The sequence below is a fragment of the Pseudomonas sp. NFPP07 genome (genome assembly GCF_900115645.1).
Classification (GTDB): Bacteria; Pseudomonadota; Gammaproteobacteria; order Pseudomonadales; family Pseudomonadaceae; genus Aquipseudomonas; species Aquipseudomonas chlororaphis.
On sequence record NZ_FOXG01000012.1, the window covers coordinates 248,904 to 273,558 of the forward strand.

Genomic DNA, 24,655 nt, shown 5'->3' on the forward strand with positions numbered 1-24,655 from the left:
ACTTGGGTATGAGGTGAAGCTATGTTAAACCGCGAGCTCGAAGTCACCCTCAATCTCGCCTTCAAAGAGGCTCGTTCGAAGCGTCATGAGTTCATGACCGTCGAGCACCTCTTGTTGGCTCTTTTGGATAATGAGGCCGCCGCCACCGTTTTGCGTGCCTGCGGAGCAAACCTCGACAAACTCAAGCACGACCTGCAGGAGTTCATCGACTCCACCACGCCGCTGATTCCTGTGCACGACGAGGATCGCGAAACCCAGCCAACCCTGGGCTTCCAGCGTGTGCTGCAACGTGCTGTCTTCCATGTGCAGAGCTCGGGCAAGCGCGAAGTGACCGGCGCCAATGTGCTGGTTGCGATCTTCAGTGAGCAAGAGAGTCAGGCGGTGTTCCTGCTGAAACAGCAGAGCGTTGCCCGCATCGATGTCGTCAACTACATCGCCCATGGCATCTCCAAGGTGCCGGGGCATGGCGATCATTCCGAAGGTGAGCAGGATATGCAGGACGATGAAGGCGGTGAGTCTTCCTCTTCAGGTAATCCGCTGGATGCTTATGCCAGCAATCTCAATGAGCTGGCGCGCCAGGGGCGTATCGACCCGTTGGTCGGTCGTGAGCAGGAAGTCGAGCGTGTGGCGCAGATTCTTGCGCGTCGGCGCAAGAACAACCCGCTGCTGGTGGGCGAGGCTGGGGTCGGTAAAACGGCCATCGCCGAAGGTCTGGCCAAGCGCATCGTCGACAGTCAGGTGCCTGACCTGTTGGCCAGTAGCGTGGTGTACTCCCTGGATCTCGGCGCGTTGCTGGCGGGTACCAAATACCGCGGTGATTTCGAGAAGCGCTTCAAGGCGTTGCTGGGCGAGTTGAAGAAACGTCCGCAGGCGATCCTGTTCATCGACGAGATTCACACCATCATTGGCGCCGGTGCGGCGTCCGGTGGGGTGATGGATGCCTCGAACCTGCTCAAGCCGTTGCTTTCTTCGGGCGACATCCGTTGCATCGGTTCGACCACCTTCCAGGAATTCCGTGGGATTTTCGAGAAGGACCGGGCCTTGGCTCGCCGTTTCCAGAAGGTCGATGTGTCCGAGCCTTCGGTAGAGGACACCATCGGTATTCTGCGCGGCCTCAAGGGGCGTTTCGAGCTGCACCACAGCATCGAGTACAGCGATGAGGCATTGCGCGCCGCCGCCGAACTGGCGTCGCGTTATATCAATGACCGGCATATGCCCGACAAGGCGATCGACGTGATCGACGAGGCGGGCGCCTATCAGCGTCTGCAGCCTGTCGACAAGCGCGTAAAACGCATAGAGGTCGCTCAGGTCGAGGATATCGTGGCGAAAATCGCGCGGATTCCACCGAAACACGTCACCAGTTCCGACAAGGAGCTGCTGCGTAACCTCGAGCGTGACCTGAAGTTGACGGTGTTCGGCCAGGATGCGGCGATCGACTCGCTGTCGACCGCGATCAAGCTGTCCCGTGCCGGCCTGAAATCGCCAGACAAGCCCGTCGGTTCGTTCCTGTTCGCCGGGCCTACCGGTGTCGGTAAGACCGAGGCCGCGCGGCAGTTGGCCAAGGCGCTGGGGATCGAACTGGTGCGTTTCGACATGTCCGAGTACATGGAGCGTCACACCGTGTCGCGTCTGATCGGTGCGCCTCCGGGTTATGTCGGTTTCGACCAGGGCGGTTTGCTGACCGAAGCGATTACCAAGCAGCCTCACTGCGTATTGCTGCTCGATGAAATCGAAAAGGCCCACCCGGAAGTCTTCAACCTGCTGCTGCAGGTGATGGACCACGGTACCTTGACCGATAACAACGGGCGCAAGGCGGATTTCCGCAACGTGATCGTGATCATGACCACCAACGCAGGTGCCGAGACCGCGGCGCGGGCTTCCATCGGGTTCACTCATCAGGATCACTCTTCCGATGCCATGGAAGTGATCAAGAAGAGCTTCACGCCGGAATTCCGTAACCGTCTGGACACCATTATCCAATTTGGTCGCCTCAGTCATGAGGTTATCAAGAGCGTGGTGGACAAGTTCCTTACCGAACTGCAGGCGCAGCTGGAGGACAAGCGCGTTCAGTTGGAAGTCACCGATGCGGCCCGCAGCTGGCTGGCGGCTGGTGGTTACGATGTGACCATGGGCGCTCGCCCGATGGCGCGCCTGATCCAGGACAAGATCAAGCGTCCGCTGGCGGAGGAGATACTCTTTGGCGAACTGGCCGAACATGGCGGTGTGGTACACATCGACATCAAGGATGGCGAGCTGACCTTCGAGTTCGAGACCACCGCAGAAATGGCCTGACCGGTCGCAATAAAAAAAGGCGCCGCAAGGCGCCTTTTTTATATCTGTTCTGTAGGCAGACAGAGTAAATCGCAGGTAAACAAAAACGCCCGGCATGGGCCGGGCGTCTTGTATTGACTTGCTTAGCGAGCGCGGTAAGTGATGCGCCCTTTGCTCAAGTCATAGGGCGTCAGTTCGACGCGCACTTTGTCACCGGTAAGAATACGAATGTAGTTCTTGCGCATCTTGCCGGAGATATGCGCGGTTACGACGTGCCCATTTTCCAACTCCACACGAAACATGGTGTTGGGCAGGGTGTCGACGACAGTGCCTTCCATTTCGAAGCTGTCTTCTTTCGACATGCAGTAAAGCCCTCGGTGTCCAATGAATGGCCCGGTGCAACTGCGCCAGGCAAAAGCGGCGTGCATTGTGCCCGAAAAGTGGGGTTCAAGCCAAGGGCTTCTAGTTCAGGATGACCCATCTCTGGTTAATCAGCAGCTCAATGGGCCGATATTGGGTCTTGTAGTTCATCTTTTTGCAGTTTTTGATCCAGTATCCGAGGTAGACCGCGTCCAGGCTCAGGCGCAAGGCTTCGCCGATCTGCCACAGAATGGCGTAGCGACCGAGGCTGCGGCGCTCTTCATCGGGTTCGTAGAAGGTGTAGACCGCGGAAAGGCCATTGGGCAGCAGATCGGTGACGGCCACGGCGAGCAGGCGCCCATCGAGGCGGAACTCGTAGAACCTGGAGAAGGGCAGATCGCGAACCAGAAAGGTCGAGAACTGATCGCGGCTGGGTGGGTACATGTCGCCATCGGCGTGGCGTTGCTCGATATAACGCTGATAAAGATCGAAATACTCTTCGCTGAACCCCGGTTTGACAGGCTGGACTTTCAGGTCGGCATTGCGTTTGAGAATACGTTTTTGCTGACGATTGGGTACAAACTGCGCGGCAGGGATGCGTGCCGGAACACAGGCATTGCAGTTTTGGCAATGCGGCCGGTACAGGTGGTCGCCACTGCGGCGAAAGCCCATTTCCGACAGATCTGCGTAGACATGCACATCCATGGGCTGACTAGGATCGAGGAACAGCGTGGTCGCCTGTTCTTCGGGCAGGTAGCTGCAAGAGTGGGGCTGAGTGGCATAAAACTTCAAACGCGCCAACTCGGTCATGAATCAACCCTCGGGATTAGCTTTGAATTAAGTGTAAGCCACACCGGCAAAACCCGCCTAGGAAACCCATATGGCGCGGCTGGGCTGGTCCAGATGGCGCCGCAGATAGCCAGCGAACTCCTGACGGGGGATGGCGCGGGCGCCCAGGCTGTGCAAGTGGTCGGTGGGCATCTGGCAGTCGATCAGCGCGAAGCCCCATGCCCGTAAATGTTGGACCAGCGTGACGAAGCCGAATTTCGACGCATTGTCGGCCCGACTGAACATCGATTCGCCGAAAAACAGCTGGCCCATTGCTAGCCCATACAGCCCGCCCACCAGCAAACCCTGATCCCAGACTTCGACCGAATGGGCATAACCGCGCTTGTGCAGTTCAAGGTAGGCATCCTGCATCGATTCGGTGATCCAGGTGCCGTCGGCATAAGGGCGTGGCGCCGCGCAGGCGCTGATGACCGCGGCAAAATCCTGATCGAAGGTGACCTGATAGCGTTGCTGGCGCAGCAGCTTGCCCAGGCTGCGGGATACATGCAGTTCGTCTGGAAATAACACGGTGCGTGGGTCGGGTGACCACCAGAGGATGGGCTGGCCTTCGGAAAACCAGGGAAAGCATCCGTGGCGATAGGCCTGGATCAGCCGGTCGGCCGACAGGTCGCCGCCGGCGGCCAACAGGCCGTTGGGGTCGCGCAGGGCCTTTTCCAGCGGGGGAAAGTCGAAGGTGTTGCGTTGTAACCAGGTCAGCATGGCATTCAGACTTGCGGAAGGGGAGGGCGGTGGCGGGCCTGCAAGGCCCGCCGCAAGCGTAGGTCGGGAGGTCAGTTGTCGTCGAGGAATTTCTCTGCATCGAGGGCCGCCATGCAGCCCGCACCCGCGGAAGTGACGGCCTGGCGGTACACATGGTCGGCCACGTCGCCCGCGGCGAACACGCCCGGGATGCCGGTGGCCGTGGCGTCGCCTTCGCTGCCACCCTTGACCAGCAGATAGCCATCGCGCATTTCCAGCTGGCCCTTGAACAGATCCGTATTGGGCTTGTGACCGATAGCGATGAATACGCCGGCCAGCGCGAGTTCCTGGGTCTCTCCGGTCAGGCTGTCGCGCAGTCGGGCGCCAGTGACGCCGCTGGCATCGCCCAGCACCTCATCGAGATTCTGGTTCCAGTGCAGGCGGATATTGCCCTTGGCGGCTTTGTCGAACAGCTTGTCCTGGAGGATTTTCTCCGCGCGCAGCTTGTCGCGCCGGTGCACCAGGTGAACCTCTTTGGCGATGTTGGAGAGGTACAGGGCTTCTTCCACGGCGGTGTTGCCGCCACCGATCACGGCAACCACCTGATTGCGATAGAAAAAGCCGTCACAGGTAGCACAGGCGGATACACCCTTGCCGGCGAAGGTTTCTTCGGAGGGCAGGCCCAGGTACTGGGCCGATGCACCCGTGGCGATGATCAGTGCGTCGCAGCTGTAGGTGCCGCTGTCGCCCTTGAGGATAAAGGGTCGCTGCTGCAACTCCGCGGTATGGATGTGGTCGTAGACGATCTCGGTGTCGAAGCGCTCAGCGTGTTTTTGCATGCGCTCCATCAGCACCGGGCCGGTCAGGCCTTCGACATCGCCAGGCCAGTTGTCGACCTCGACGGTGGTGGTCAGCTGACCGCCCGCTTGCAGGCCGGTGATGACGGTCGGTTTGAGGTTGGCGCGGGCGGCATAAACGGCAGCGCTGTAACCGGCAGGGCCGGAGCCCAGAATGATCAGGCGTGAATGCTTCGCTTCGGTCATAAAAACACCTCATAAGCCTTTGTCACAAAAGAGAATGCATGCTCAAATTGAATACTGCGTAAAGTGTTCCTGATTATGCTACACCCAGTATTGAGCAGCGTGGCACGGCGCTTACAAACCCGTACAATGCGGGTTTGTATCCCTATATGGAATACATCGGCATTGCACGCGGCAGCTCTTACAGTTTCGCAATGCGTGGGCAGAATGTTAAAAGTAGCCCCAGTTACGCTCGTCAACTTTTTTACCTGCCTGGATTGGGCAGTATTTTTTAGTCGATCAACAGTTGGACGCGCCCATGGCGCAGGAAAAGACGCGTTTTGAAGAAATCCACCGCAGCACCTAAAACAGTAGTCCCACTCTGGCGCCAGCAATTGCACTACCGGCTCAAGGAAGGTGCGTTGATCGCCATTGGGGCCTTGTGCCTGTTCCTGATGATGGCATTGCTGACCTATGGCAAAGACGATCCGGGCTGGAGTCATAACAGCAAGATTGAAGATGTACAGAACTTCGGTGGTCCTGCGGGCTCTTACAGCGCCGATATCCTGTTTATGGTGTTGGGTTACTTCGCCTATATCTTCCCGTTGTTATTGGCGATCAAGACTTACCAGATCTTCCGTCAGCGCCATGAGCCGTGGCAGTGGAGCGGCTGGCTGTTTTCCTGGCGTTTGATCGGCCTGGTGTTCCTGGTGCTGTCCGGTGCCGCGTTGGCGCATATCCATTTCCACGCGGCGACCGGCCTGCCGGCTGGCGCAGGCGGGGCGCTGGGTGAAAGCCTGGGCGACCTGGCCAAGAACGCGCTGAATATCCAGGGCAGTACCCTGATGTTTATCGCGCTGTTCCTGTTCGGCCTGACCGTTTTTACCGATCTTTCCTGGTTCAAGGTCATGGATGTGACCGGCAAGATCACCCTCGACCTGTTCGAACTGTTCCAGGGCGCCGCCAACCGCTGGTGGGCGGCGCGTACCGAACGCAAGCAACTGGTCGCCCAATTGCGTGAAGTGGATGCCCGGGTCGATGAAGTGGTTGCTCCGACCGTGACCGACAAGCGTGAGCAGGCCAAGGTCAAGGAGCGCCTGATCGAGCGCGAGCAGGCCCTGAGCAAGCACATGTCCGACCGTGAGAAACAGGTCCCGCCGGTGATTGCCCCGGCTCCGGTAAAAGCGCCCGAGCCCAGCAAGCGTGTGCAGAAAGAGAAACAGGTCCCGCTGTTCATCGACAGTGCGGTCGAAGGCACCTTGCCGCCTATCTCTATTCTCGATCCGGCGGAAAAGAAACAACTCAACTACTCCCCCGAGTCGCTGGCCGCCGTCGGCCATCTGCTGGAAATCAAGCTCAAGGAGTTCGGGGTCGAAGTGTCGGTGGACTCGATCCATCCGGGCCCGGTGATTACCCGTTACGAAATCCAGCCGGCCGCCGGTGTGAAAGTCAGCCGTATCGCCAACCTGGCCAAGGACCTGGCGCGTTCGCTGGCGGTGACCAGCGTGCGGGTAGTGGAAGTGATTCCCGGCAAGACCACCGTGGGTATCGAGATTCCCAACGAAGACCGGCAGATCGTGCGCTTCTCCGAAGTGCTGTCGACCCCGGAATACGACAACTTCAAATCCCCGGTCACCCTGGCCCTGGGCCACGATATCGGCGGCAAGCCGATCATCACCGACCTGGCCAAGATGCCTCACCTGCTGGTGGCCGGTACCACCGGTTCCGGTAAGTCGGTGGGTGTGAACGCGATGATCCTGTCGATCCTGTTCAAGTCCGGCCCGGAAGACGCCAAGCTGATCATGATCGACCCGAAAATGCTCGAGCTGTCGATCTACGAAGGCATCCCGCACCTGCTGTGCCCGGTGGTGACCGACATGAAGGATGCCGCCAACGCCCTGCGCTGGAGCGTGGCCGAGATGGAGCGGCGCTACAAGCTGATGGCGAAGATGGGCGTGCGTAACCTGTCGGGCTTCAACGCCAAGGTTAAAGAAGCGATCGAAGCCGGTACGCCGCTGACCGACCCGCTGTACAACCGCGAAAGTATCCACGACGAAGCGCCTCTGCTGACCAAGCTGCCGACCATCGTCGTGGTGGTCGACGAATTCGCCGACATGATGATGATCGTCGGCAAGAAGGTCGAAGAACTGATCGCGCGGATCGCCCAGAAAGCCCGTGCCGCGGGGATCCACCTGATCCTGGCGACCCAGCGTCCGTCGGTGGACGTAATCACCGGCCTGATCAAGGCCAACATCCCGACCCGCATGGCGTTCCAGGTATCGAGCAAGATCGACTCGCGGACCATCATCGACCAGGGCGGCGCCGAACAGTTGCTGGGTCACGGTGACATGCTCTATATGCCGCCGGGTACCAGCCTGCCGATCCGTGTCCATGGCGCCTTCGTCTCCGACGACGAGGTGCACCGTGTGGTGGAGGCCTGGAAACTGCGTGGTGCGCCGGAGTACAACGACGACATCCTCAACGGTGTCGAAGAAGCCGGTAGCGGCTTCGACGGCGGCAGCGGCGGTGGTGACGGTGACGACGCCGAGACCGACGCGCTGTACGACGAAGCGGTGCAGTTCGTCCTCGAGAGCCGCCGGGCATCGATCTCCGCGGTTCAGCGCAAGCTCAAGATCGGCTACAACCGCGCGGCCCGCATGATCGAAGCCATGGAAATGGCCGGTGTGGTGACTGCCATGAACACCAACGGCTCGCGCGAAGTGATAGCGCCGGGTCCGATGCGCGACTAATGACCCGACACAGGCGGCGCGCCCCAGCGCCGTCGGTTTTTTCCACGAATCTAATGAGGACTCCCATGCGTCTTATCCGCATGTTGCTGGTACCGGTACTGGCTTTAACGACGCTGTCGGCCCATGCCGATCAGAAAGACGTGGCACGCCTGACCCAGTTGCTCGAAAAGTCCCAGACCCTGACTGCGCGTTTCTCGCAGCTGACCCTCGACGGCAGCGGCACCCAGCTGCAGGAAACCGCTGGCGACATGGCACTCAAGCGCCCGGGCCTGTTCTACTGGCACACCGATGCGCCGCAGGAGCAACTGATGGTCTCCGACGGCAAGAAGGTTTCCCTGTGGGACCCGGACCTGGAACAGGTCACCATCAAGACCCTGGACCAGCGCCTGACCCAGACCCCAGCCTTGTTGTTGTCGGGCGATGTGTCGAAAATCAGCGAAAGCTTCGACATCAGCGCCAAGGAAGCCGGCGGCGTGGTGGACTTCATCCTCAAGCCGAAAACCAAGGACACCCTGTTCGACAGCCTGCGCCTGTCGTTCCGCAATGGCCTGGTGAATGACATGCAACTGATCGACAGCGTTGGCCAGCGCACCAATATCCTGTTCACCGGGGTCAAGGCCAACGAGTCGATCGCCGCCTCCAAGTTCAAGTTCGACATCCCCAAGGGTGCCGACGTGATCCAAGAATAAGTCGCCGCCAAGAGGTTTCAATCGTCCGCCATGGATCTGTTTCGCAGTGACCCGATCGCCCAACCCCTGGCCGCGCGCCTGCGCCCGGCCAACCTGGACGAGTACGTCGGTCAGGAACATGTGCTCGCCCGTGGCAAGCCTCTGCGCGAAGCGCTGGAGCAGGGGGCCTTGCACTCGATGATCTTCTGGGGGCCGCCGGGCGTGGGCAAGACCACCCTGGCGCGGCTCCTGGCGAAAGTCTCGGATGCGCACTTCGAAACCGTCTCGGCGGTGCTGGCCGGGGTCAAGGAGATCCGCCAGGCGGTGGAGATCGCCAAGCAGCAGGCGGCCCAGTATGGGCGCCGGACCATCCTGTTCGTCGATGAAGTGCACCGTTTCAACAAGTCCCAGCAGGATGCCTTCCTGCCCTATGTCGAAGATGGCACCCTGATTTTCATCGGTGCGACCACCGAGAACCCGTCCTTCGAACTGAACAACGCACTGTTGTCCCGGGCCCGGGTGTATGTGCTCAAGAGCCTCGACGAGGCGGCGCTGCACAAGCTGGTGCAGCGGGCCTTGACTGAAGAGCGCGGGCTGGGCAAGCGCCAGCTGAGCCTCAGTGACGAAGGCTTCCAGATGCTCCTGGCGGCGGCGGACGGCGATGGCCGGCGCCTGCTCAACTTGCTGGAGAACGCCTCGGATCTCGCCGAAGACGGCACGCAAATCGGTGTCGAGCTGCTGCAAAGCCTGCTGGGCGATACCCGCCGGCGTTTCGACAAGGGCGGCGAAGCCTTCTACGACCAGATATCGGCGCTGCACAAATCGGTCCGTGGTTCCAACCCGGATGGCGCCCTGTACTGGTTCGCGCGGATGCTCGACGGTGGTTGCGATCCGCTGTACCTGGCGCGGCGCGTGGTGCGCATGGCCAGCGAAGACATCGGCAACGCCGATCCACGGGCACTGAGCCTGTGCCTGGCGGCCTGGGACGTGCAGGAGCGCCTGGGCAGCCCCGAAGGCGAGCTGGCGGTGGCCCAGGCCATCACCTACCTGGCCTGCGCGCCGAAAAGCAACGCCGTGTACATGGGCTTCAAGGCCGCCATGCGCAGCGCCGCCGAACATGGGTCGCTGGAAGTGCCGCTGCACCTGCGCAATGCGCCGACCAAACTGATGAAGCAACTGGGTTACGGCGACGAATATCGTTATGCCCATGATGAGCCGGATGCCTACGCGGCCGGCGAAGACTACTTTCCCGAGGCGCTGGAGCCGCAACCCTTCTATCAACCCGTGCCCCGTGGCCTGGAACTGAAGATCGGCGAGAAGCTCAAGCACCTGGCGGAGCTTGACCGGGCCAGCCCCAAGCAGCGGAGAAAACCGTGATCCCGTTGATCCTTGCCGTCTCGGTGGGCGGTATTGCCGGAACCCTGTTGCGCTTTGCCACCGGTAACTGGATCAGCGCCAATTGGCCGCGGCACTTCTATACCGCGACGCTGGCCGTTAATATCGTGGGCTGCCTGCTGATCGGCGTGCTGTACGGCCTGTTTCTGATACGCCCGGAGGTGCCCATCGAGGTGCGCGCCGGGTTGATGGTGGGCTTCCTTGGCGGCCTGACGACTTTTTCATCCTTTTCACTGGATACGGTACGTCTGCTGGAAAGCGGACAGATACCGCTGGCCCTGGGCTATGCGGCCATCAGCGTATTCGGCGGGCTGCTCGCGACCTGGGCCGGCCTGTCCCTGACCAAACTTTGATAAACGAGAGACCGACATGCTCGATTCCAAACTGTTACGTAGCAACCTTCAGGACGTAGCGGACCGCCTGGCATCCCGTGGCTTTGCCCTGGATGTAGCACGCATCGAAGCGCTGGAAGAACAGCGCAAGACCGTCCAGACCCGCACCGAACAACTGCAGGCCGAACGTAACGCGCGCTCCAAGTCCATCGGTCAGGCCAAGCAGCGTGGCGAAGACATCGCGCCGCTGATGGCCGACGTCGAGCGCATGGCGGGCGAGTTGGCAGTCGGCAAGGTTGAGCTGGACGCCATTCAAACCGAGCTGGATGCGATCCTGCAGGGCATTCCGAACCTGCCCCACGAATCGGTGCCGGTTGGCGACGACGAAGAGGGCAACGTCGAAGTGCGCCGCTGGGGCACGCCGACGGCGTTCGACTTCCCGATCCTGGACCACGTCGCCCTGGGCGAAAAACACGGCTGGCTGGATTTCGAGACCGCGGCCAAGCTGTCGGGCGCGCGTTTTGCCCTGCTGCGCGGGCCGATCGCCCGTCTGCACCGCGCCCTGGCGCAGTTCATGATCAACCTGCACACCAGCGAACACGGTTACGAAGAGGCCTACACCCCTTACCTGGTGCAGGCACCGGCATTGGTGGGCACCGGCCAGTTGCCGAAGTTCGAAGAAGACCTGTTCAAGATCAGCCGTGAAAACGAAGCCGATCTGTACCTGATCCCGACCGCCGAAGTGTCGCTGACCAATATCGTGGCCGGCGAGATCCTCGATCCGAAGCAACTGCCGATCAAGTTCGTCGCCCACACCCCGTGCTTCCGCAGCGAAGCCGGTTCGTCGGGTCGCGACACCCGCGGCATGATCCGCCAGCACCAGTTCGACAAGGTCGAGATGGTCCAGATCGTCGAGCCATCGACTTCCATGGAAGCCCTGGAAGGCCTGACCGCCAACGCCGAGAAGGTCCTGCAACTGCTGGAACTGCCTTACCGCACCTTGGCGCTGTGCACCGGCGACATGGGCTTCAGCGCGGTCAAGACTTACGATCTGGAAGTGTGGGTCCCGAGCCAGGACAAGTACCGCGAGATTTCGTCGTGCTCCAACTGCGGCGACTTCCAGGCCCGCCGCATGCAGGCGCGCTTCCGTAACCCGGAAACCGGCAAGCCGGAGCTGGTGCATACCCTGAACGGTTCCGGCCTGGCGGTCGGTCGTACCCTGGTGGCGGTGCTGGAGAACTACCAGCAGGCCGACGGTTCGATCCGTGTGCCTGAGGTGCTCAAGCCTTACATGGGCGGCCTCGAGGTCATCGGCTAAATGGAATTTCTGCCGCTGTTTCATAACCTGCGCGGCAGTCGTGTGTTGGTGGTCGGCGGCGGGGAGATTGCCTTGCGCAAATCCCGCCTGCTGGCCGACGCCGGTGCGCTGCTGCGGGTAGTTGCACCTGAAGTGGAACCCCAGTTGCGCGAGCTGGTCACGGCCAGCGGCGGCGAATGCCTGTCGCGCGGTTATGCCGAGGCGGACCTGGACGGTTGTGTGCTGATCATCGCTGCTACCGACGACGAACCGCTCAATGCCCAGGTTTCCGCCGATGCTCATCGGCGCTGCGTGCCGGTCAATGTGGTGGATGCGCCGGCCCTGTGCAGCGTGATCTTCCCGGCGATCGTCGACCGTTCGCCGCTGGTGATCGCCGTCTCCAGTGGCGGCGATGCGCCGGTGCTGGCGCGCCTGATCCGGGCCAAGCTGGAAACCTGGATTCCCTCGACCTACGGTCAGCTGGCCGGCCTGGCCGCGCGTTTTCGCCATCAGGTCAAAGGCCTGTTTCCGGACGTGCAGCAGCGTCGTGCCTTTTGGGAAGACGTGTTCCAGGGACCGATCGCCGACCGGCAGCTGGCCGGGCAGGGCGAGGAGGCCGAGCGCTTGCTGCAGGCCAAGATCGCCGGCGACGCGCCCCATGCGCCGGGCGAGGTGTATCTGGTGGGGGCAGGGCCGGGCGATCCGGACCTTCTGACCTTCCGCGCCTTGCGCCTGATGCAGCAAGCCGATGTGGTGCTCTACGACCGCCTCGTAGCACCGGCGATTCTCGAGCTGTGCCGTCGCGATGCCGAGCGGGTGTATGTCGGCAAGCGCCGCGCCGATCACGCCTTGCCCCAGGAGCAGATCAACCAGCAATTGGTGGACCTGGCCAAACAGGGCAAGCGCGTGTTGCGTCTGAAGGGTGGCGATCCGTTCATCTTCGGCCGTGGTGGCGAAGAGATCGAAGAGCTGGCGGCCCAGGGCATTCCGTTCCAGGTGGTGCCGGGGATTACCGCGGCCAGCGGTTGCGCGGCCTATGCCGGCATTCCTTTGACCCACCGTGACTATGCGCAGTCCGTGCGTTTCGTCACCGGGCACTTGAAGGATGGCACCACCGATCTGCCCTGGGCCGACCTGGTCGCGCCTGCACAGACCCTGGTGTTCTACATGGGCCTGGTGGGCTTGCCGGTGATCTGCGAGCAACTGATCCGGCATGGCCGTTCGGCGGATACGCCGGCCGCCTTGATCCAGCAGGGTACGACCGCCAACCAGCGAGTGTTCACCGGCACCCTGGCGGATCTGCCGAAGCTGGTGGCGGAGCATGAAGTGCATGCGCCGACCCTGGTGATCGTCGGCGAAGTGGTGCAGCTTCGCGAGAAGCTCGCCTGGTTCGAAGGCGCGCAGTCGCAGGTCTGAAAAGCATCGCGAGCAAGCTCGCTCCTACAGGTATCCGCGATCCCTGTAGGAGCGAGCTTGCTCGCGATAGCGATCTCAACCTTTGCGCCAAACCCCACGCCCGCTCAAACGCTCGCGATCATGCGCCGCATCGAAGTCCTGCGCCGGCCCTTTCGGCACGATGCCGGTCGGGTTGATGGTGCGATGGCTGGCGTAGTAGTGCCCCTTGATATGGGTGAAGTCCACGGTTTCGCCGATCCCCGGCCACTGGTACAGCTCTCGCAGCCAGTTCGACAGGTTCGGATAATCGGCGATCCGCCGCAGGTTGCATTTGAAGTGACCGTAATACACCGCATCGAAGCGAATCAGCGTGGTGAACAGGCGGATGTCCGCTTCCGTCAGGTATTCGCCGGCCAGGTAGCGTTGGCCGGCCAGGCGCCGTTCCAGCCAGTCGAGTTCGGCGAATAGATCGTCGAAGGCCGCTTCGTAGGCTTGCTGCGAAGTGGCGAAGCCGGCGCGATACACGCCGTTGTTCACCGCCGGATAGATGCGCGCGTTCAGTTCGTCGATTTCGCGGCGTAGCGGCTCCGGGTAGAAGTCCAGGCCGTTACCGCTCAGGTCATCGAAGGCGCTGTTGAACATGCGGATGATTTCCGCCGATTCGTTGCTGACGATGCGTTTCTGTTGTTTGTCCCAGAGCACGGGCACGGTGACGCGGCCGGTGTAGTCGCGGGTATCGGCGGTGTAGCGTTGGTGGAGGAAATCCAGATGATCCAGCTGGTCGCCGCTGGAGCCCAGGGCTCGGTCGAAAGTCCAGCCCTGTTCCAGCATCAGCCAGCTGACCACCGACACATCGATCAGGCTCTCCAAACCCTTGAGCTTGCGCAGGATCAGCGTGCGGTGCGCCCAGGGGCAGGCCAGGGATACGTACAGATGATAACGGCCGGCTTCCGCGCGAAAACCGCCTTCGCCGCTAGGGCCTGGCTTGCCGTCAGCGGTCACCCAGTTGCGGCGTTGCGCCTGTTCGCGCTGGAAGGCGCCGTCTTTGCTGCTTTCGTACCACTGGTCGTGCCAGCGTCCTTCAATCAGCAGGCCCATAAAAAAACTCCTCGGTCAGTGTGCATTGGAGTGCAGTCTAATCCGAGGAGTTCGAACGAATTACGCAAAAGTCCGGCAGTTATGATCGGTTAAATCGATCTTTCGCGCGCGTCCCAGTAGTGCTGAGCCTGCTCGAACGCCTGTTCCCGGGGCATGCCGAGCCCGCGCAGGGCCAGAGCCATGGTGGCGATCAGCGCCAGTTGCGGGTAGCTGTCCTGCACATCGCCGCGCCAGACGGCTTTCAGGTGCTCGGGGTCGAGGCTGGCCGGTTTGACATGGCGCTGCTCGGATAGCGCCGGCCATTCCTCATCCCAACTGATACCGCCAGTGGTGCCGTACAAGTGGCTGGCGCTGTCCGGGTTGATCTCGATTTCGCCACCGTCGCCCTTGATCACAATGACGTTGTCCCCCAGCAGGCCGCTGGCATCGCGATGCACGGCCTGATAGCCGGGATGGAAGATGCTTTGCAGGCCGCAGCGCGCGCCCAACGGGTTGAGGATGCGCGCCAGGGAGTGGATCGGCGAGCGCAGGCCCAGGGTATTGCGCAGGTCGATCATGCGTTGCAGCTGTGGCGCCCAGTCGCCCAGGGGGATGAAGGCCAGGTTGCCCTGGGCCAGCGCGGCATCGACCGCCTGCCAGTCGCGGCACAGCGGAATGTGCAGCTGCTCCAGCAATTGCTCGGTGTACAGCCGGCCGGCGGTATGGGCGCCGCCGCCGTGCAGCAGGATGCGCACGCCGTTTTGCGCCAGGCACTTGGCGGCCAGCAGGAACCAGGGCAGGTGGCGCTTTTTGCCGGCGTAGCTGGGCCAGTCCAGATCGACCTTGATCGGCGGCGCCTGCAGGCGCTGGCGCAGGGCTTCGGTAAAGCCCGCCAGCTCCTCGGGGCTTTCTTCCTTGTGCCGCAATAGCATCAGGAAGGCGCCGAGCTGGGTGTCCTCGACCTTGTCGTCGAGCAGCATGCCCATGGCTTCCCGGGCTTCTTCACGGGTGAGGCTGCGGGCGCCGCGTTTGCCTTTGCCGAGAATGCGCACGAACTGCGCGAAAGGATGCTCGGCGGGCGTCTCGATGGTCAGCGGGGTGTAATCGGTCATAAGCAATTGGTCGGCTTGGGCAGGCCCGCCAGCTTGGCGGCAAGTTTGGCGGGAGTGCCTTTGAACAGTCGGTTCAGGTGCAGGCTGTTGCCCTTGTCCGGGCCCAGCTTCAAGGCGGTGTATTTGATCAGTGGGCGGGTCGCGGGCGACAGCTGGAACTCCTGGTAGAAGCCGCGCAGCAGCTCGAGGACTTCCCAGTGCTCGGGGGTCAGTTCGATCTGTTCCGCCGCGGCCAAGGCCGCGGCCACTTCGCTGGACCAGTCGCCCAGTTCCACCAGGTAGCCGTCCTTGTCCAGGGCGATGGCGCGTTCGCCGACAGTCAGTGCGTTCATAACCAGCTGTTGACCTTGTCGTACTGGATCGACAGCGCGACGAACGCCGGGTAATCGACACTCGTGGCCCAGGCCGGAACCTCCAGGCCGCGGGCCTGGTGGTCTTCCGCCAAAACGTAGAGCGACAACGTCTCGCCGCGTGCCTGCAGGGCCGCCAGCGGCGCGCTGCCGGGCTGCAGGGCGTACACCGCATCGCCGCACAGGAGGATGGCATCCTGCGGGCCGAGCAGGCGCAGGCAACTGGTCAGCCGGGAGTCGGTGAAGGGCGAGTGGGACAACACGTGCAAGGTCGACATCAGAGGGTGATCACTTGGTCAAAACGGTCAATAAGTGCGCCGAGTTCGGCCGGGGCCAGGACCTGCACCTCGTCCAGGTTCAGCGCGGCCGGGTCCAGGCCGCGTTCCGCCACGCTGGCGCCGCAGGCGAACAGCTGCTCTACACCAAACAGCGGCAGGGCCTGCAGATTGGCGCTGAGGTCCTTTTGCTGCACGGCAGCGGCTTTTTGCCCGGGGGCCAGCTGAAACACGCCATCGTCAAGAAACAGCAGGCCGATCGGCAAGTCGAAGGCGCCGCCCGCCAGGACGATGTCCAGGGCTTCGCGGGCGCCGGGGCCGGACCAGGGTGCCTGGCGGCTGATGATCAACAGGGATTGCGCCATGTTTCATGGCCCTCCGAAACAGATCAGGCGGTCGGCCGCCTGTACGGCGTCGTGCAACTGGCCGAGCCCGGAAAGCTCCCAGGGCGCGCTCAGATTGACGGCCGGGCGCTGGTAGCGCGCGGCTTCCTCCTGGTTCAACACCCCGCGGCGCAGGGCGGCGGCAATGCACACCACGCCATCGAGCTGGTGCTCGTTGACGAAGGTTCGCCATTGCGCGGGCAGGTCCGCTTCGTCCTGCGGGGTGACGATGTTGTCCGATGCGCTGTGCACGCCATCCTGATAGAAAAACAGCCGCACGATCTCGTGGCCGCCGGCCAGCGCTGCCTGGGCGAATGCCAGGGCGCGGCGCGAGGAGGGCGCGTGAGCAGCGGAAAAAAGGGCAATGGCGAACTTCATGTAGAACTCTGTCTGCAAACCTGGGGCCATGATAAAGCTTTATGTCGGGCCCGGCGAAGTGGCTTTAGCGCGGCATATAGCCCAGCTGCCAGCGATGGGGGATCTTCAGCGACAACAGCCCCAGCAGCGCCGATAGCAGGCCGCTGACGAACAGGGCCGCGAGGCCCAGATGCTGCTCCAGAACGGCGCCCAGCACGGCACCGGCGAACATGCCGCCCCAGGGCACCAGTTGGATGCGCCAGCCATTGCGCCGCTCGCCGAGCATCCAGCGGCCCAGGCCGCGACCAAAGCGCGACAGGGCACCGGTGACATAGGTCAGGCCCACGGGCAGCCCGTTCACTTCCTCGACGGCAGCATTGAGCATACCCATGGCGATGATCGCGGCCAGCACCGCTGGTAGACGTTGTTCAAACGGCCAGGCGGCTGCCGCGCACAGCAGCGTGGCAATGCACAACAGCAGCGGCAAGGCCCGGCGGCCACCCAAGCGGCTGACGACGATGCCCAGGGCGTTGCCGGCGATGAAGGTGACGACCAGCAGCACCAGATGCAGGGTCAGGGCGAGGTCGGCATCGCTGATGGCGACGGCCAGGCGCGTGGTGTTGCCGCTCATGAAGGAGACGAAGTCCCCGGTGGCCATGAAGCCGATGGCGTCGGTCATGCCGGCCAGCACCGACAGGCTGGCGACCAGGCACAGGCCTATGCGGCCGCGCCATTTCTGGCGCCGCAGCAGCTCCGGGTTACTACGAAGGCTGGTGGAAGAGGGCAGCATCAGCGTTGACTCATGGTGACAATGATCCTTTATCGAAGGCCCGAGCGGCGCTCAATCGCGTGGCAGGCCATGTAGCTGGCAATACTCGCTCCAGGGCATGCCGGCCATTTCCGCCACTTCCCGGTGCACTTCGAGCCGCCGCGCGGCGAATTCTTCCGTGCTCTGCGCGGTCAGTTGCAGGCTCAGCTCCCAGGCAAACAGACCCTGGCGTTCCGCCTCGGCCTCGAAGGCTTCGTGCAGTCGCTCCGCGCGGTATTGCTCCTGGGTTTCGCCCCTGGCCTGGGCAGCCAAGGGGTTGAGGTGATCGAGTGCTTCACGAAGCTCGGGGCGTGCCGCGAGAAACTTTTGCAGGGCCACTTCATGCGGGTGTTCGGGGGCGGCCATCGGCGATCCTGGATGGGGTTGAAGGAAGTCGTTTCGGATTGGGGCTGTGCGAAAGCCCAGCGACCATAACGCCTGGCCGGTCCAGCGTCAAAATGCTCCCGGGTGGAGTGGTGCGACGGACGGTCCGCACCGTGCCACTGAGCGGATTGCCCAGGCAAAAATGCGTGCTGGATAACACTTTCCACTGAATGCCTTGGTATGAGCCCCGTTCTTGTGACCTATTCTCAACGGGCACTCTCTCCAAGTGGCGTCGCCAAGGAGGAATTTCTCATGCTCTCGATGGACGAGCTTTGCCAGATCCTGGAGTCCGGTTTCCTGCCGCTTTCCTGCACCTGCACCGTCAACCCCGACGGCTCCCTGGCGATCAAGGTTTTCGAGCCGCAAAGCGGACGGATCGACCTGTTCATTACCGGGGTATCGACCGAGCATCTCACCAGTGTTCGCGCGGCGGCCAATTTCGTCGGTGAGTTGCGGACTGAAATCAGGGCAGGGCGTCGGGCATTTGCCGGCGGTTTCTAGTCGTTGTGCAAGTGGACCATCGGGCAGGTTGAGTGCGCTTCCTTGCGCCAGTGTCGGACGTCTGAGTTGTGCGGGGAGGGCTAGTTTTCAGACAACTCTCTCCAGTTCGCCAGCGTGACGCCGCTGCGCTCGGCGAATGTCTGCATGGTGCGGTAGGTCCCGCCGCAGGGGGTGTCATGGGTAATCAGGCACCCGGAATGCAGAAAGGCCAGATACCAGGTGTCGCTGTCGCTCAATCGCTTGCCCTGGTAAGTGAAGGTTCTTTGCGAACCTGCGAAACAGTAGCGAATTTCGAAAGTCTTGATGCTGTTCATCGCCGCGTCCTTTGGGCTGTGTTGGGTGGTGGCGATTCAAGATTATTCCCAAAAGGACGCGTTGACTTGCACCACTCATCCGAACTGCATGGGCAGTCGCCGTTCACTCCTCAAATGCCTCGCGGCATTCTCCTGTATCCCAAACGCCCCTGGCTGAAACCGCCCTCAATAGGTGTCATGTTGCGCCAGGCAGCGGGAACTTCCGTCAATCGAGGCCTTTGCGAAGAAACTGCCATTTTCCTGTTCCGGGACGTGATGGGGTTAACGGTTTTTTGACAGATATCAGGTGATGATCGTGGGGCGGGAATACCGTTCGGCGAAAGAAGCAGGTGTTTCTAACGATAAGCCCGGGCAAGTGATACATTTCTCGATTTTTTAGGGATGAGGAAGACATATGCGAGTTTGGCTAGGCGCGTCGCTGATGGGACTGTTGGCCGGGTGTTCGTTACCCACGGCTTTGGCACCGGGCAAGCCGAATGTCAGTGAGCTGACTGGCAAAACGCCGAAAGATTACGCGCAGTGTGTCCTGCCGGCCTGGCAGCGCGAGACACCCAGGAGCACCCAGTCCGATATCTCCAACGGCTATCGGATCACCGCCCCTGGCAGCCTGGCATCGGATGAGGTCATGGAAGTGGTGAAGTCGAAGAACGGCAGCCTGGTCTCGCTCTACCAGGGAACACCCTGGGCCAAGTCCGCGGTGCTGAAAAAGGCCGTGCATGATTGCCTGTAGGCCGCTTAATGCCTTCTGCGAAGGGGTTGTCAAAGTGACAGCCCGTTGCCGTTGAATCGCGCGTTCCTGCCCACAAAAAAAGCCCTGATTAATCAGGGCTTTTTTTGTGCCGGGTCTTGTCCGGGCCTCACCTTGCTCGCATTCAGGCGAACTCTTGAATCATCAAGGTCCTTTTCTGCATAAAAACAGGACAAATCAGACAGTTTTTTTGACGGCTTTATCCGTCCAGTAGACAATGGCGCGTTAGCCACCACCCATGATGGCCATTATGTCCGTTTTCAGCAGGAGGGCTGCCAGGGTTGGGGCGGTCCCTGTATGCGATACCCATGGCCTTGCCGCTGTCAGGCGGTGATCGAGGGCATTGGCAGCAGGCCGATCGTAGTACCGGGTGTTGTTGACTCACTCCTTTGGTTACACCCGACTAGTCTCTCTAGGGGAATGTGGTTTTAGCGGGCGTTTCGGACCGTCGATCGATGCTGTCCGAAGGCGTCCCAACAAAAGAGTGTCACTCAAGTAGCTGAAGCCAATAGCGAATAAGAAGTCAGCGCAGGAGCGACATATAAACTGAGGTCGATAGTGTCATGTCGGCCTTGTGTGCCCACCCTTCAGTTCTTCTGAGTGCGGGAACCCATGGCGGTGCCGGGGCGACTGATGATCGAGAATGGGGGGGCGGATGGCGTTCTATCGTAGGAACTACAGTATGTTGAAAAAAGTGAACACGGCCCTGCTGGGCTTGGCGATGACGATGGGGCTCAGCTCCGCGTACGCCGCCGAGACCAAGAAAGTGGATGTGCTGCTCATCGGTGGCGGCATCATGAGTTCGACCCTGGGTGTCTGGCTCAATGAGCTGGAGCCGGGCTGGTCGATGGAAATGGTCGAGCGTCTCGACGGCGTTGCCGAAGAAAGCTCGAACGGCTGGAACAACGCCGGTACCGGTCACTCTGCCCTGGCGGAGCTGAACTACACCCCGGAAAACAAGGACGGCAAGGTCGAGATCGCCAAGGCCATCGAGATCAACGAAGCGTTCCAGATTTCCCGCCAGTTCTGGTCGTGGCAAGTCAAGAACAATGTCCTGAAGGACCCGCGTTCGTTCATCAACTCCACTCCGCACATGAGCTTCGTGTGGGGCGATGACAACATCAAGTTCCTGAAGAAACGCTACGAAGCGCTTCAGGCGAGCCCGCTGTTCGCCGGCATGCAGTACTCCGAAGACCCGGAGCAGATCAAGCAGTGGGTCCCGCTGATGATGCAAGGGCGCGATCCGAAGCAGAAGATCGCCGCCACCTGGTCGCCGCTCGGCACCGACGTGAACTTCGGCGAGATCACCCGCCAGTTCGTCGGCCACCTGAAAGCCCAGCCGAACTTCTCGCTCAAGCTGTCGAGCGAAGTGGAAGACATCAAGCGTAACGAAGATGGCTCCTGGCGCGTGGTGTACAAGAACCTGAAAGACGGTACCGAAACCCAGACCGACGCCAAGTTCGTGTTCATCGGCGCCGGCGGCGGTGCCCTGCACCTGCTGCAGAAGTCGGGCATTCCTGAAGCCCAGGAATATGCCGGTTTCCCTGTGGGCGGCTCGTTCCTGGTGACCGAGAACCCGGCGATCGCCGAGCAGCACCTGGCGAAGGCCTACGGCAAGGCGTCGGTTGGCGCTCCACCGATGTCGGTTCCGCACCTGGACACCCGCGTGCTGGACGGCAAGCGCGTGATCCTGTTTGGCCCGTTCGCGACCTTCTCCACCAAGTTCCTCAAGGAAGGTTCGTACCTCGACCTGCTGACCACTACCACCACTCACAACATCTGGCCCATGACCAAGGTCGGCATCAAGGAGTACCCGCTGGTCGAGTACCTCGCCGGCCAGCTGATGCTGTCGGATGAAGATCGTCTGAATGCCCTGAAAGAGTACTTCCCTAACGCCAAGGCTGAAGACTGGCGTCTGTGGCAGGCCGGCCAGCGCGTGCAGATCATCAAGCGCGATGAGCAGCTGGGTGGCGTGCTGAAACTGGGCACCGAGATCGTCAGCTCCAAGGACGGCAGCATTGCCGGCCTGCTGGGTGCTTCGCCAGGTGCTTCGACCGCCGCGCCGATCATGCTCAGCGTGCTGGAGAAGGTCTTCAAGGACAAGGTCGCGACTCCGGCCTGGCAGGCGAAGCTGCACCAGATCGTGCCGAGCTACGGTACCCAGCTCAACGGCAGTCCTGAGCGTGTCGCTCAAGAGTGGGCCTACACCAGCGAAGTGCTGCAATTGACTCCGCCACCGGCTATCGGTCAGACCGCTGCTCCACAGCAGCCGGCTGGCGACAAGCCGAAGGCGCCAGAGAGCAATCCGTCGGCTGACATGGCTCTGTAATGCCCGGCCGCACCCGACTCGGTCGGGTGTAGCCAATACCCGGAACTCGTTGTCCGTTCCAGGTTAAAAAAAACGCCGCTCCCAAGAGCGGCGTTTTTGTTTGTGGGGCGGGCCCAAGCGCCTTTGCCCTCGCGTCCTGCAACCCTGCCTTGCGCCCATGGCGCATTTCTAACCGAAACATCCAGGTCACGCCTGCCCGGGAACTATTGCCGGGAAATCCCTTTCCATAAGCTCGACGCAATGATGCCTGGAGAAGGCGATGTTCAGAGCTGGCTCTTTAATCTCGATCGTCTCGATTCTACTGTCGATCCCGCTGGATGCCGGTGCGCAGTCAGGCACGCAGGCAAATGCCCGGTACTCCAACGATCATGCGAATTGGGAGCGCCTTCCCGTGGTCAATGACTACCAGGTGAGAGCGCTGTTGCAGGCTTCGAAACGGGACTGGAACCCGGCCGCGGCGCTGCCGGCCGATGCCAGGCAGAACCTTCGCCGGGGCAGGACGTTGCCCAGGCAGCAGTCGCGACGCTTGAACCCCAGGCTGGTCCAGCAGTTGCCGCGTTACGACGGCTACCAATGGTGGCGCGCGGGTTCCGATCTGCTGCTGGTCAGGACCTCGAACCAGATGATTTTCGACGTTCTGGTCGATGCCTTCCAGTAGGCCTGGCCCCGATCAGAAGTTGATCGAGGCACTCAACCGCGCGGTCAGGGGCGCGCCCTGGAACAGGTAGCCATCGCCCATGTATTCACCGGCGTCACGCCAGTAGCGCTTGTCGAACAGGTTGTCCACGGTCAGCCGGAACACGGTGTCGTAACCGTCGATGCGGGTGCTGTAGCGGCTGCCGATGTTGAACACGGCGTAGCTGCCGGTCTGCACCTCACCCTCGCGGTTGGCGTACTTGCGACCGCTGTACTGCACGCCGCCGAGCAGCGCCAGGCCGTCGAACCAGGGCAGGGCGTAGTCGCCATAGAGGCTGGCGCGCAGGGTCGGCACGTTGAGCGCCTGATGACCTTCGTACTCCGGGGTGGCGCTGCCGGTGACTCGTGCGCGGATCGCCGCGACGCTGGCCGAGACCTGCAGGCGTTGGGTGGCCCAGCCATTGGCCGAGAGTTCCAGGCCGGTGTTCTTCTGTTCGCCCTGCTGGGTGAAGGTGAAGGTACCGTCGCCATTCGGCCGGGAGTATTGGTAGGCCTGGCGGATCTGGAACAGCGCCGCGGCCAGGCTGATGCGCTGCCAGTCGTACTTGATGCCGGCCTCGATCTGCCGCGACACGGTGGGCGCGAGGATTTCAAAGGCATTGCTGGCGAACCACGGTGCCTCGCCACCCAGGGACAGGCCCTTGCTGTAGCGGGTGTACAACGCCAGGTTCTGCACCGGCTTGTAGATCAGCGCGGCCTGGGGCAGGAACACATAACGCTGGGTGTGGCGGGTGGTATCGCCCTGGCTGTCGAAGGTTTCCTCGTCCAGGCGTACCTCGCGCCCGCCGAGCACGGTCTGCCAGTGTTCGTTGAAACTGATGCGGTCGTTGAAAAACAGCCCGTACTGGCGGCTGTCCAGGCGGCGGTAGGAGTCGTTGAGCGGGCCGTCGTAACGGGCGAAATCCGCTGGCGCGCCGTCGATGTTGGCGCTGCCGATCATCTGGTTGATCGGGTCGCGCTTGTCCACCACGCGGCGGAACGCGCTGGTGCCGACGCTGAGTTCGTGGCCCAGGCCGCCGGTGTCGAAGTTGCCGCTGAGGACGGCCTGAACCTCGTCGTTGCGCCGGGTATCGTCCGGGCTGCGGAAATCGTAGATATCGTAGTCGCCCTCGGGGCTGAAGTGGTTGGGCACCGCCGCGCCGGCGCAGCTGGCGGCACCGTAGCAGCCCCAGGCGAACGAGCTGTAGTCATCGATCACCACCCGGCTGCGCGAGGCGCTGAGGTTGCCTTTCCACTGATCGTTGAAGCGGTACTCGAAGTTGCCGTTGAGGTTCAGCGCGTCGGTACTGACCGGCTTCGAACCGCTCTGGTGCGCCAGGAGCCTTTTCGGCGAGGCGTGGTGCGGCAGGCTGGAGCCACCGAGCAATTGGTAACCCGGGGCCGAGCGCTGTTCCTTGGTCTGGTACTCGACGTCCAGTTGCAGCAGGGCGTCGGGGCTGATGTTCCAGTCGAAGGCCAGGGAGGCGAAGTCGCGCTGGCCATTGGTGTGTTCGACGTAGGAGTGGATGTCCTCGTGGGCCAGGTTGGCGCGCAGCCCGAACTGCTGCTCGCTGCCGAACCAGCCACCGACATCGGTGGCCACATAGCCGCTGCCGCGATCGTCGGTGGAAACCGTGACCGAGCGCATGTCGGTGGGCCGCTTGGTCACGTAGTTGATCAGCCCGCCGGGCTCGCTGACGCCGCTCTGCAGGCCGTTCAGCCCCTTGAGCAATTCCACCTGCTGCTTGTTTTCCAGGCCGACGTTCTGCTCGCCGGTGATGCTGCGGCCGTTGATCCGATAGCTGCTGGCGGCGTTCAGGGAGAAGCCGCGCACCGTGAAATTCTCGTAGTAGCCGACCGGCGCATAACTTTCACCGACCGAGGCGTCGTTCTTCAGCACCTCGCTGAGCAGGCGGGCCTGCTGGTCCTTGATCAAGTCTTCATTGATCACCGCGATCGAGGCGGGTGCATCGAGCAGGGGAGCCGCCTCGAAACCGCCAACCGCGGCGCTGCCGGCCTGATAACCGGAGCGGTCTTCGCCGGTCACGGTCAGCGCCGGCAGTTCGGTGTCGGCGGCCTGGGCCACGGGCGCGGCACCGGCCAGCAGCAGGCTCAGCAGATTGCGCGCGAACCGCGGGGCGGGCAACCCCTGGCGGGAGGCCCGGTAAAGCATATCCATGAAAAGCTCCTCGACGATGGCGCGAGTACCAGGCACGGAGGGCCAGGCGCGCTCGGGAAAGCATCGTGCTGTTTAAGACGGGGGAAGCGTGTGTGCCCTGAAGGCGTCAGGCCGGATGTGCTCCGGTGGTCATTGGCAAGACGAAATCG

General features: G+C 62.0%; 25 protein-coding genes. 11 read left to right on the forward strand and 14 right to left on the reverse strand.

Features of this window, described 5'->3' with window-relative positions; all coding sequences use genetic code 11:
- The first annotated feature begins 21 nt into the window (after positions 1 to 21).
- The gene (gene clpA / locus BM019_RS27975; protein WP_007929214.1) at positions 22 to 2,292 is read left to right on the forward strand and encodes an ATP-dependent Clp protease ATP-binding subunit ClpA; all 2,271 of its coding nucleotides are present in this window, start codon (positions 22 to 24) and stop codon (positions 2,290 to 2,292) included.
- Positions 2,293 to 2,414: 122 nt separating this feature from the next.
- Here clpA and infA read toward each other — a convergent pair whose 3' ends face one another.
- From infA to trxB, 4 genes are all read right to left on the reverse strand, one after another.
- Complete coding sequence (gene infA, locus BM019_RS27980) at positions 2,415 to 2,633, reverse strand: translation initiation factor IF-1 (RefSeq protein WP_002553999.1); 219 nt, start codon at positions 2,631 to 2,633, stop codon at positions 2,415 to 2,417.
- Positions 2,634 to 2,733: 100 nt separating this feature from the next.
- The gene (locus BM019_RS27985) at positions 2,734 to 3,441 is read right to left on the reverse strand and encodes an arginyltransferase (RefSeq protein ID WP_092421957.1); all 708 of its coding nucleotides are present in this window, start codon (positions 3,439 to 3,441) and stop codon (positions 2,734 to 2,736) included.
- Positions 3,442 to 3,498: 57 nt separating this feature from the next.
- Positions 3,499 to 4,179 (reverse strand): leucyl/phenylalanyl-tRNA--protein transferase, encoded by a 681-nt coding sequence (aat, locus tag BM019_RS27990; protein WP_053261839.1) that lies wholly within the window; start codon positions 4,177 to 4,179, stop codon positions 3,499 to 3,501.
- 71 nt (positions 4,180 to 4,250) lie between these two features.
- Positions 4,251 to 5,201, reverse strand: a complete 951-nt coding sequence (trxB, locus tag BM019_RS27995; protein ID WP_007929218.1) for a thioredoxin-disulfide reductase — start codon at positions 5,199 to 5,201, stop codon at positions 4,251 to 4,253.
- 317 nt (positions 5,202 to 5,518) lie between these two features.
- Between trxB and ftsK the strand changes: the two genes are divergently transcribed.
- From ftsK to cysG, 6 genes are all read left to right on the forward strand, one after another.
- The gene (gene ftsK / locus BM019_RS28000; RefSeq protein WP_009044578.1) at positions 5,519 to 7,927 is read left to right on the forward strand and encodes a DNA translocase FtsK; all 2,409 of its coding nucleotides are present in this window, start codon (positions 5,519 to 5,521) and stop codon (positions 7,925 to 7,927) included.
- A 65-nt stretch (positions 7,928 to 7,992) separates the two neighbouring features.
- Positions 7,993 to 8,616 (forward strand): outer membrane lipoprotein periplasmic chaperone LolA, encoded by a 624-nt coding sequence (gene lolA / locus BM019_RS28005; protein WP_092421960.1) that lies wholly within the window; start codon positions 7,993 to 7,995, stop codon positions 8,614 to 8,616.
- A gap of 30 nt (positions 8,617 to 8,646) precedes the next feature.
- A complete protein-coding gene (locus tag BM019_RS28010) occupies positions 8,647 to 9,972 on the forward strand; it encodes a replication-associated recombination protein A (RefSeq protein WP_009044577.1) in 1,326 nt (441 codons plus the stop codon).
- Positions 9,969 to 10,343: a fluoride efflux transporter CrcB gene (gene crcB / locus BM019_RS28015; protein ID WP_007929222.1), complete on the forward strand. Its 375-nt coding sequence runs from the start codon at positions 9,969 to 9,971 to the stop codon at positions 10,341 to 10,343. The genes BM019_RS28010 and crcB overlap by 4 nt, the downstream gene beginning before the upstream one ends.
- A gap of 16 nt (positions 10,344 to 10,359) precedes the next feature.
- Positions 10,360 to 11,640 (forward strand): serine--tRNA ligase, encoded by a 1,281-nt coding sequence (serS, locus tag BM019_RS28020; RefSeq protein WP_092421963.1) that lies wholly within the window; start codon positions 10,360 to 10,362, stop codon positions 11,638 to 11,640.
- Entirely contained in the window at positions 11,641 to 13,035 is a 1,395-nt protein-coding gene (gene cysG / locus BM019_RS28025; protein WP_092421966.1) for a siroheme synthase CysG, read from the forward strand.
- A gap of 75 nt (positions 13,036 to 13,110) precedes the next feature.
- On the opposite strand, the gene BM019_RS28030 is transcribed toward cysG, so the two are convergent.
- From BM019_RS28030 to BM019_RS28065, 8 genes are all read right to left on the reverse strand, one after another.
- Positions 13,111 to 14,112 (reverse strand): glutathione S-transferase family protein, encoded by a 1,002-nt coding sequence (locus tag BM019_RS28030; RefSeq protein ID WP_092421969.1) that lies wholly within the window; start codon positions 14,110 to 14,112, stop codon positions 13,111 to 13,113.
- Positions 14,113 to 14,201: 89 nt separating this feature from the next.
- Positions 14,202 to 15,203 (reverse strand): glycosyl transferase family protein, encoded by a 1,002-nt coding sequence (locus BM019_RS28035; RefSeq protein ID WP_092421972.1) that lies wholly within the window; start codon positions 15,201 to 15,203, stop codon positions 14,202 to 14,204.
- A complete protein-coding gene (locus BM019_RS28040; protein ID WP_009044572.1) occupies positions 15,200 to 15,535 on the reverse strand; it encodes a TusE/DsrC/DsvC family sulfur relay protein in 336 nt (111 codons plus the stop codon). Before BM019_RS28040 ends, BM019_RS28035 begins: the two co-directional genes overlap by 4 nt.
- Positions 15,532 to 15,831, reverse strand: a complete 300-nt coding sequence (gene tusB / locus BM019_RS28045) for a sulfurtransferase complex subunit TusB (protein WP_053261833.1) — start codon at positions 15,829 to 15,831, stop codon at positions 15,532 to 15,534. The genes BM019_RS28040 and tusB overlap by 4 nt, the downstream gene beginning before the upstream one ends.
- A complete protein-coding gene (gene tusC / locus BM019_RS28050) occupies positions 15,831 to 16,193 on the reverse strand; it encodes a sulfurtransferase complex subunit TusC (RefSeq protein ID WP_085534145.1) in 363 nt (120 codons plus the stop codon). The genes tusB and tusC overlap by 1 nt, the downstream gene beginning before the upstream one ends.
- Positions 16,194 to 16,196: 3 nt before the next feature.
- On the reverse strand, positions 16,197 to 16,589 hold the full coding sequence (gene tusD, locus BM019_RS28055) for a sulfurtransferase complex subunit TusD (protein WP_062826274.1): 393 nt from the start codon (positions 16,587 to 16,589) through the stop codon (positions 16,197 to 16,199).
- A 64-nt stretch (positions 16,590 to 16,653) separates the two neighbouring features.
- On the reverse strand, positions 16,654 to 17,358 hold the full coding sequence (locus BM019_RS28060; protein ID WP_087091606.1) for a YoaK family protein: 705 nt from the start codon (positions 17,356 to 17,358) through the stop codon (positions 16,654 to 16,656).
- A 51-nt stretch (positions 17,359 to 17,409) separates the two neighbouring features.
- Positions 17,410 to 17,742 carry a DUF6388 family protein gene (locus BM019_RS28065; RefSeq protein WP_092421975.1) on the reverse strand — a complete coding sequence of 111 codons (333 nt, stop codon included), beginning with the start codon at positions 17,740 to 17,742 and terminating at the stop codon, positions 17,410 to 17,412.
- A gap of 270 nt (positions 17,743 to 18,012) precedes the next feature.
- On the opposite strand from BM019_RS28065, the gene BM019_RS28070 reads away from it, so the two are divergent.
- Positions 18,013 to 18,261: a DUF1652 domain-containing protein gene (locus BM019_RS28070; RefSeq protein ID WP_092421978.1), complete on the forward strand. Its 249-nt coding sequence runs from the start codon at positions 18,013 to 18,015 to the stop codon at positions 18,259 to 18,261.
- Between the two features lie 80 nt (positions 18,262 to 18,341).
- On the opposite strand, the gene BM019_RS28075 is transcribed toward BM019_RS28070, so the two are convergent.
- On the reverse strand, positions 18,342 to 18,575 hold the full coding sequence (locus BM019_RS28075) for a DUF6555 family protein (RefSeq protein WP_009044565.1): 234 nt from the start codon (positions 18,573 to 18,575) through the stop codon (positions 18,342 to 18,344).
- 394 nt (positions 18,576 to 18,969) lie between these two features.
- Between BM019_RS28075 and BM019_RS28080 the strand changes: the two genes are divergently transcribed.
- From BM019_RS28080 to BM019_RS28090, 3 genes are all read left to right on the forward strand, one after another.
- The gene (locus BM019_RS28080) at positions 18,970 to 19,305 is read left to right on the forward strand and encodes a hypothetical protein (RefSeq protein ID WP_009044564.1); all 336 of its coding nucleotides are present in this window, start codon (positions 18,970 to 18,972) and stop codon (positions 19,303 to 19,305) included.
- Between the two features lie 700 nt (positions 19,306 to 20,005).
- A complete protein-coding gene (mqo, locus tag BM019_RS28085; RefSeq protein WP_092421981.1) occupies positions 20,006 to 21,652 on the forward strand; it encodes a malate dehydrogenase (quinone) in 1,647 nt (548 codons plus the stop codon).
- Positions 21,653 to 21,911: 259 nt separating this feature from the next.
- The gene (locus BM019_RS28090; protein WP_009044562.1) at positions 21,912 to 22,310 is read left to right on the forward strand and encodes a hypothetical protein; all 399 of its coding nucleotides are present in this window, start codon (positions 21,912 to 21,914) and stop codon (positions 22,308 to 22,310) included.
- A gap of 12 nt (positions 22,311 to 22,322) precedes the next feature.
- Here the strand turns inward: BM019_RS28090 and BM019_RS28095 are convergent, their stop codons facing one another.
- Positions 22,323 to 24,506 carry a TonB-dependent siderophore receptor gene (locus BM019_RS28095; RefSeq protein WP_092421984.1) on the reverse strand — a complete coding sequence of 728 codons (2,184 nt, stop codon included), beginning with the start codon at positions 24,504 to 24,506 and terminating at the stop codon, positions 22,323 to 22,325.
- Positions 24,507 to 24,655: the final 149 nt, after the last annotated feature.

Coding starts and splice junctions, on each gene's coding strand:
- BM019_RS28030 (WP_092421969.1), bottom strand. CDS start 14,112: ATGGGCCTGCTGATTGAAGGACGCTGGCACGACCAGTGGTACGAAAGC.
- BM019_RS28095 (WP_092421984.1), bottom strand. CDS start 24,506: ATGGATATGCTTTACCGGGCCTCCCGCCAGGGGTTGCCCGCCCCGCGG.
- mqo (WP_092421981.1), top strand. CDS start 20,006: ATGTTGAAAAAAGTGAACACGGCCCTGCTGGGCTTGGCGATGACGATG.
- BM019_RS28065 (WP_092421975.1), bottom strand. CDS start 17,742: ATGGCCGCCCCCGAACACCCGCATGAAGTGGCCCTGCAAAAGTTTCTC.
- lolA (WP_092421960.1), top strand. CDS start 7,993: ATGCGTCTTATCCGCATGTTGCTGGTACCGGTACTGGCTTTAACGACG.
- serS (WP_092421963.1), top strand. CDS start 10,360: ATGCTCGATTCCAAACTGTTACGTAGCAACCTTCAGGACGTAGCGGAC.
- clpA (WP_007929214.1), top strand. CDS start 22: ATGTTAAACCGCGAGCTCGAAGTCACCCTCAATCTCGCCTTCAAAGAG.
- tusC (WP_085534145.1), bottom strand. CDS start 16,193: ATGGCGCAATCCCTGTTGATCATCAGCCGCCAGGCACCCTGGTCCGGC.
- tusB (WP_053261833.1), bottom strand. CDS start 15,831: ATGTCGACCTTGCACGTGTTGTCCCACTCGCCCTTCACCGACTCCCGG.
- cysG (WP_092421966.1), top strand. CDS start 11,641: ATGGAATTTCTGCCGCTGTTTCATAACCTGCGCGGCAGTCGTGTGTTG.
- BM019_RS28060 (WP_087091606.1), bottom strand. CDS start 17,358: ATGCTGCCCTCTTCCACCAGCCTTCGTAGTAACCCGGAGCTGCTGCGG.
- BM019_RS28040 (WP_009044572.1), bottom strand. CDS start 15,535: ATGAACGCACTGACTGTCGGCGAACGCGCCATCGCCCTGGACAAGGAC.
- BM019_RS28010 (WP_009044577.1), top strand. CDS start 8,647: ATGGATCTGTTTCGCAGTGACCCGATCGCCCAACCCCTGGCCGCGCGC.
- trxB (WP_007929218.1), bottom strand. CDS start 5,201: ATGACCGAAGCGAAGCATTCACGCCTGATCATTCTGGGCTCCGGCCCT.
- BM019_RS28075 (WP_009044565.1), bottom strand. CDS start 18,575: ATGAACAGCATCAAGACTTTCGAAATTCGCTACTGTTTCGCAGGTTCG.
- BM019_RS28035 (WP_092421972.1), bottom strand. CDS start 15,203: ATGACCGATTACACCCCGCTGACCATCGAGACGCCCGCCGAGCATCCT.
- aat (WP_053261839.1), bottom strand. CDS start 4,179: ATGCTGACCTGGTTACAACGCAACACCTTCGACTTTCCCCCGCTGGAA.
- BM019_RS27985 (WP_092421957.1), bottom strand. CDS start 3,441: ATGACCGAGTTGGCGCGTTTGAAGTTTTATGCCACTCAGCCCCACTCT.
- BM019_RS28080 (WP_009044564.1), top strand. CDS start 18,970: ATGCGAGTTTGGCTAGGCGCGTCGCTGATGGGACTGTTGGCCGGGTGT.
- BM019_RS28090 (WP_009044562.1), top strand. CDS start 21,912: ATGTTCAGAGCTGGCTCTTTAATCTCGATCGTCTCGATTCTACTGTCG.
- tusD (WP_062826274.1), bottom strand. CDS start 16,589: ATGAAGTTCGCCATTGCCCTTTTTTCCGCTGCTCACGCGCCCTCCTCG.
- infA (WP_002553999.1), bottom strand. CDS start 2,633: ATGTCGAAAGAAGACAGCTTCGAAATGGAAGGCACTGTCGTCGACACC.
- BM019_RS28070 (WP_092421978.1), top strand. CDS start 18,013: ATGCTCTCGATGGACGAGCTTTGCCAGATCCTGGAGTCCGGTTTCCTG.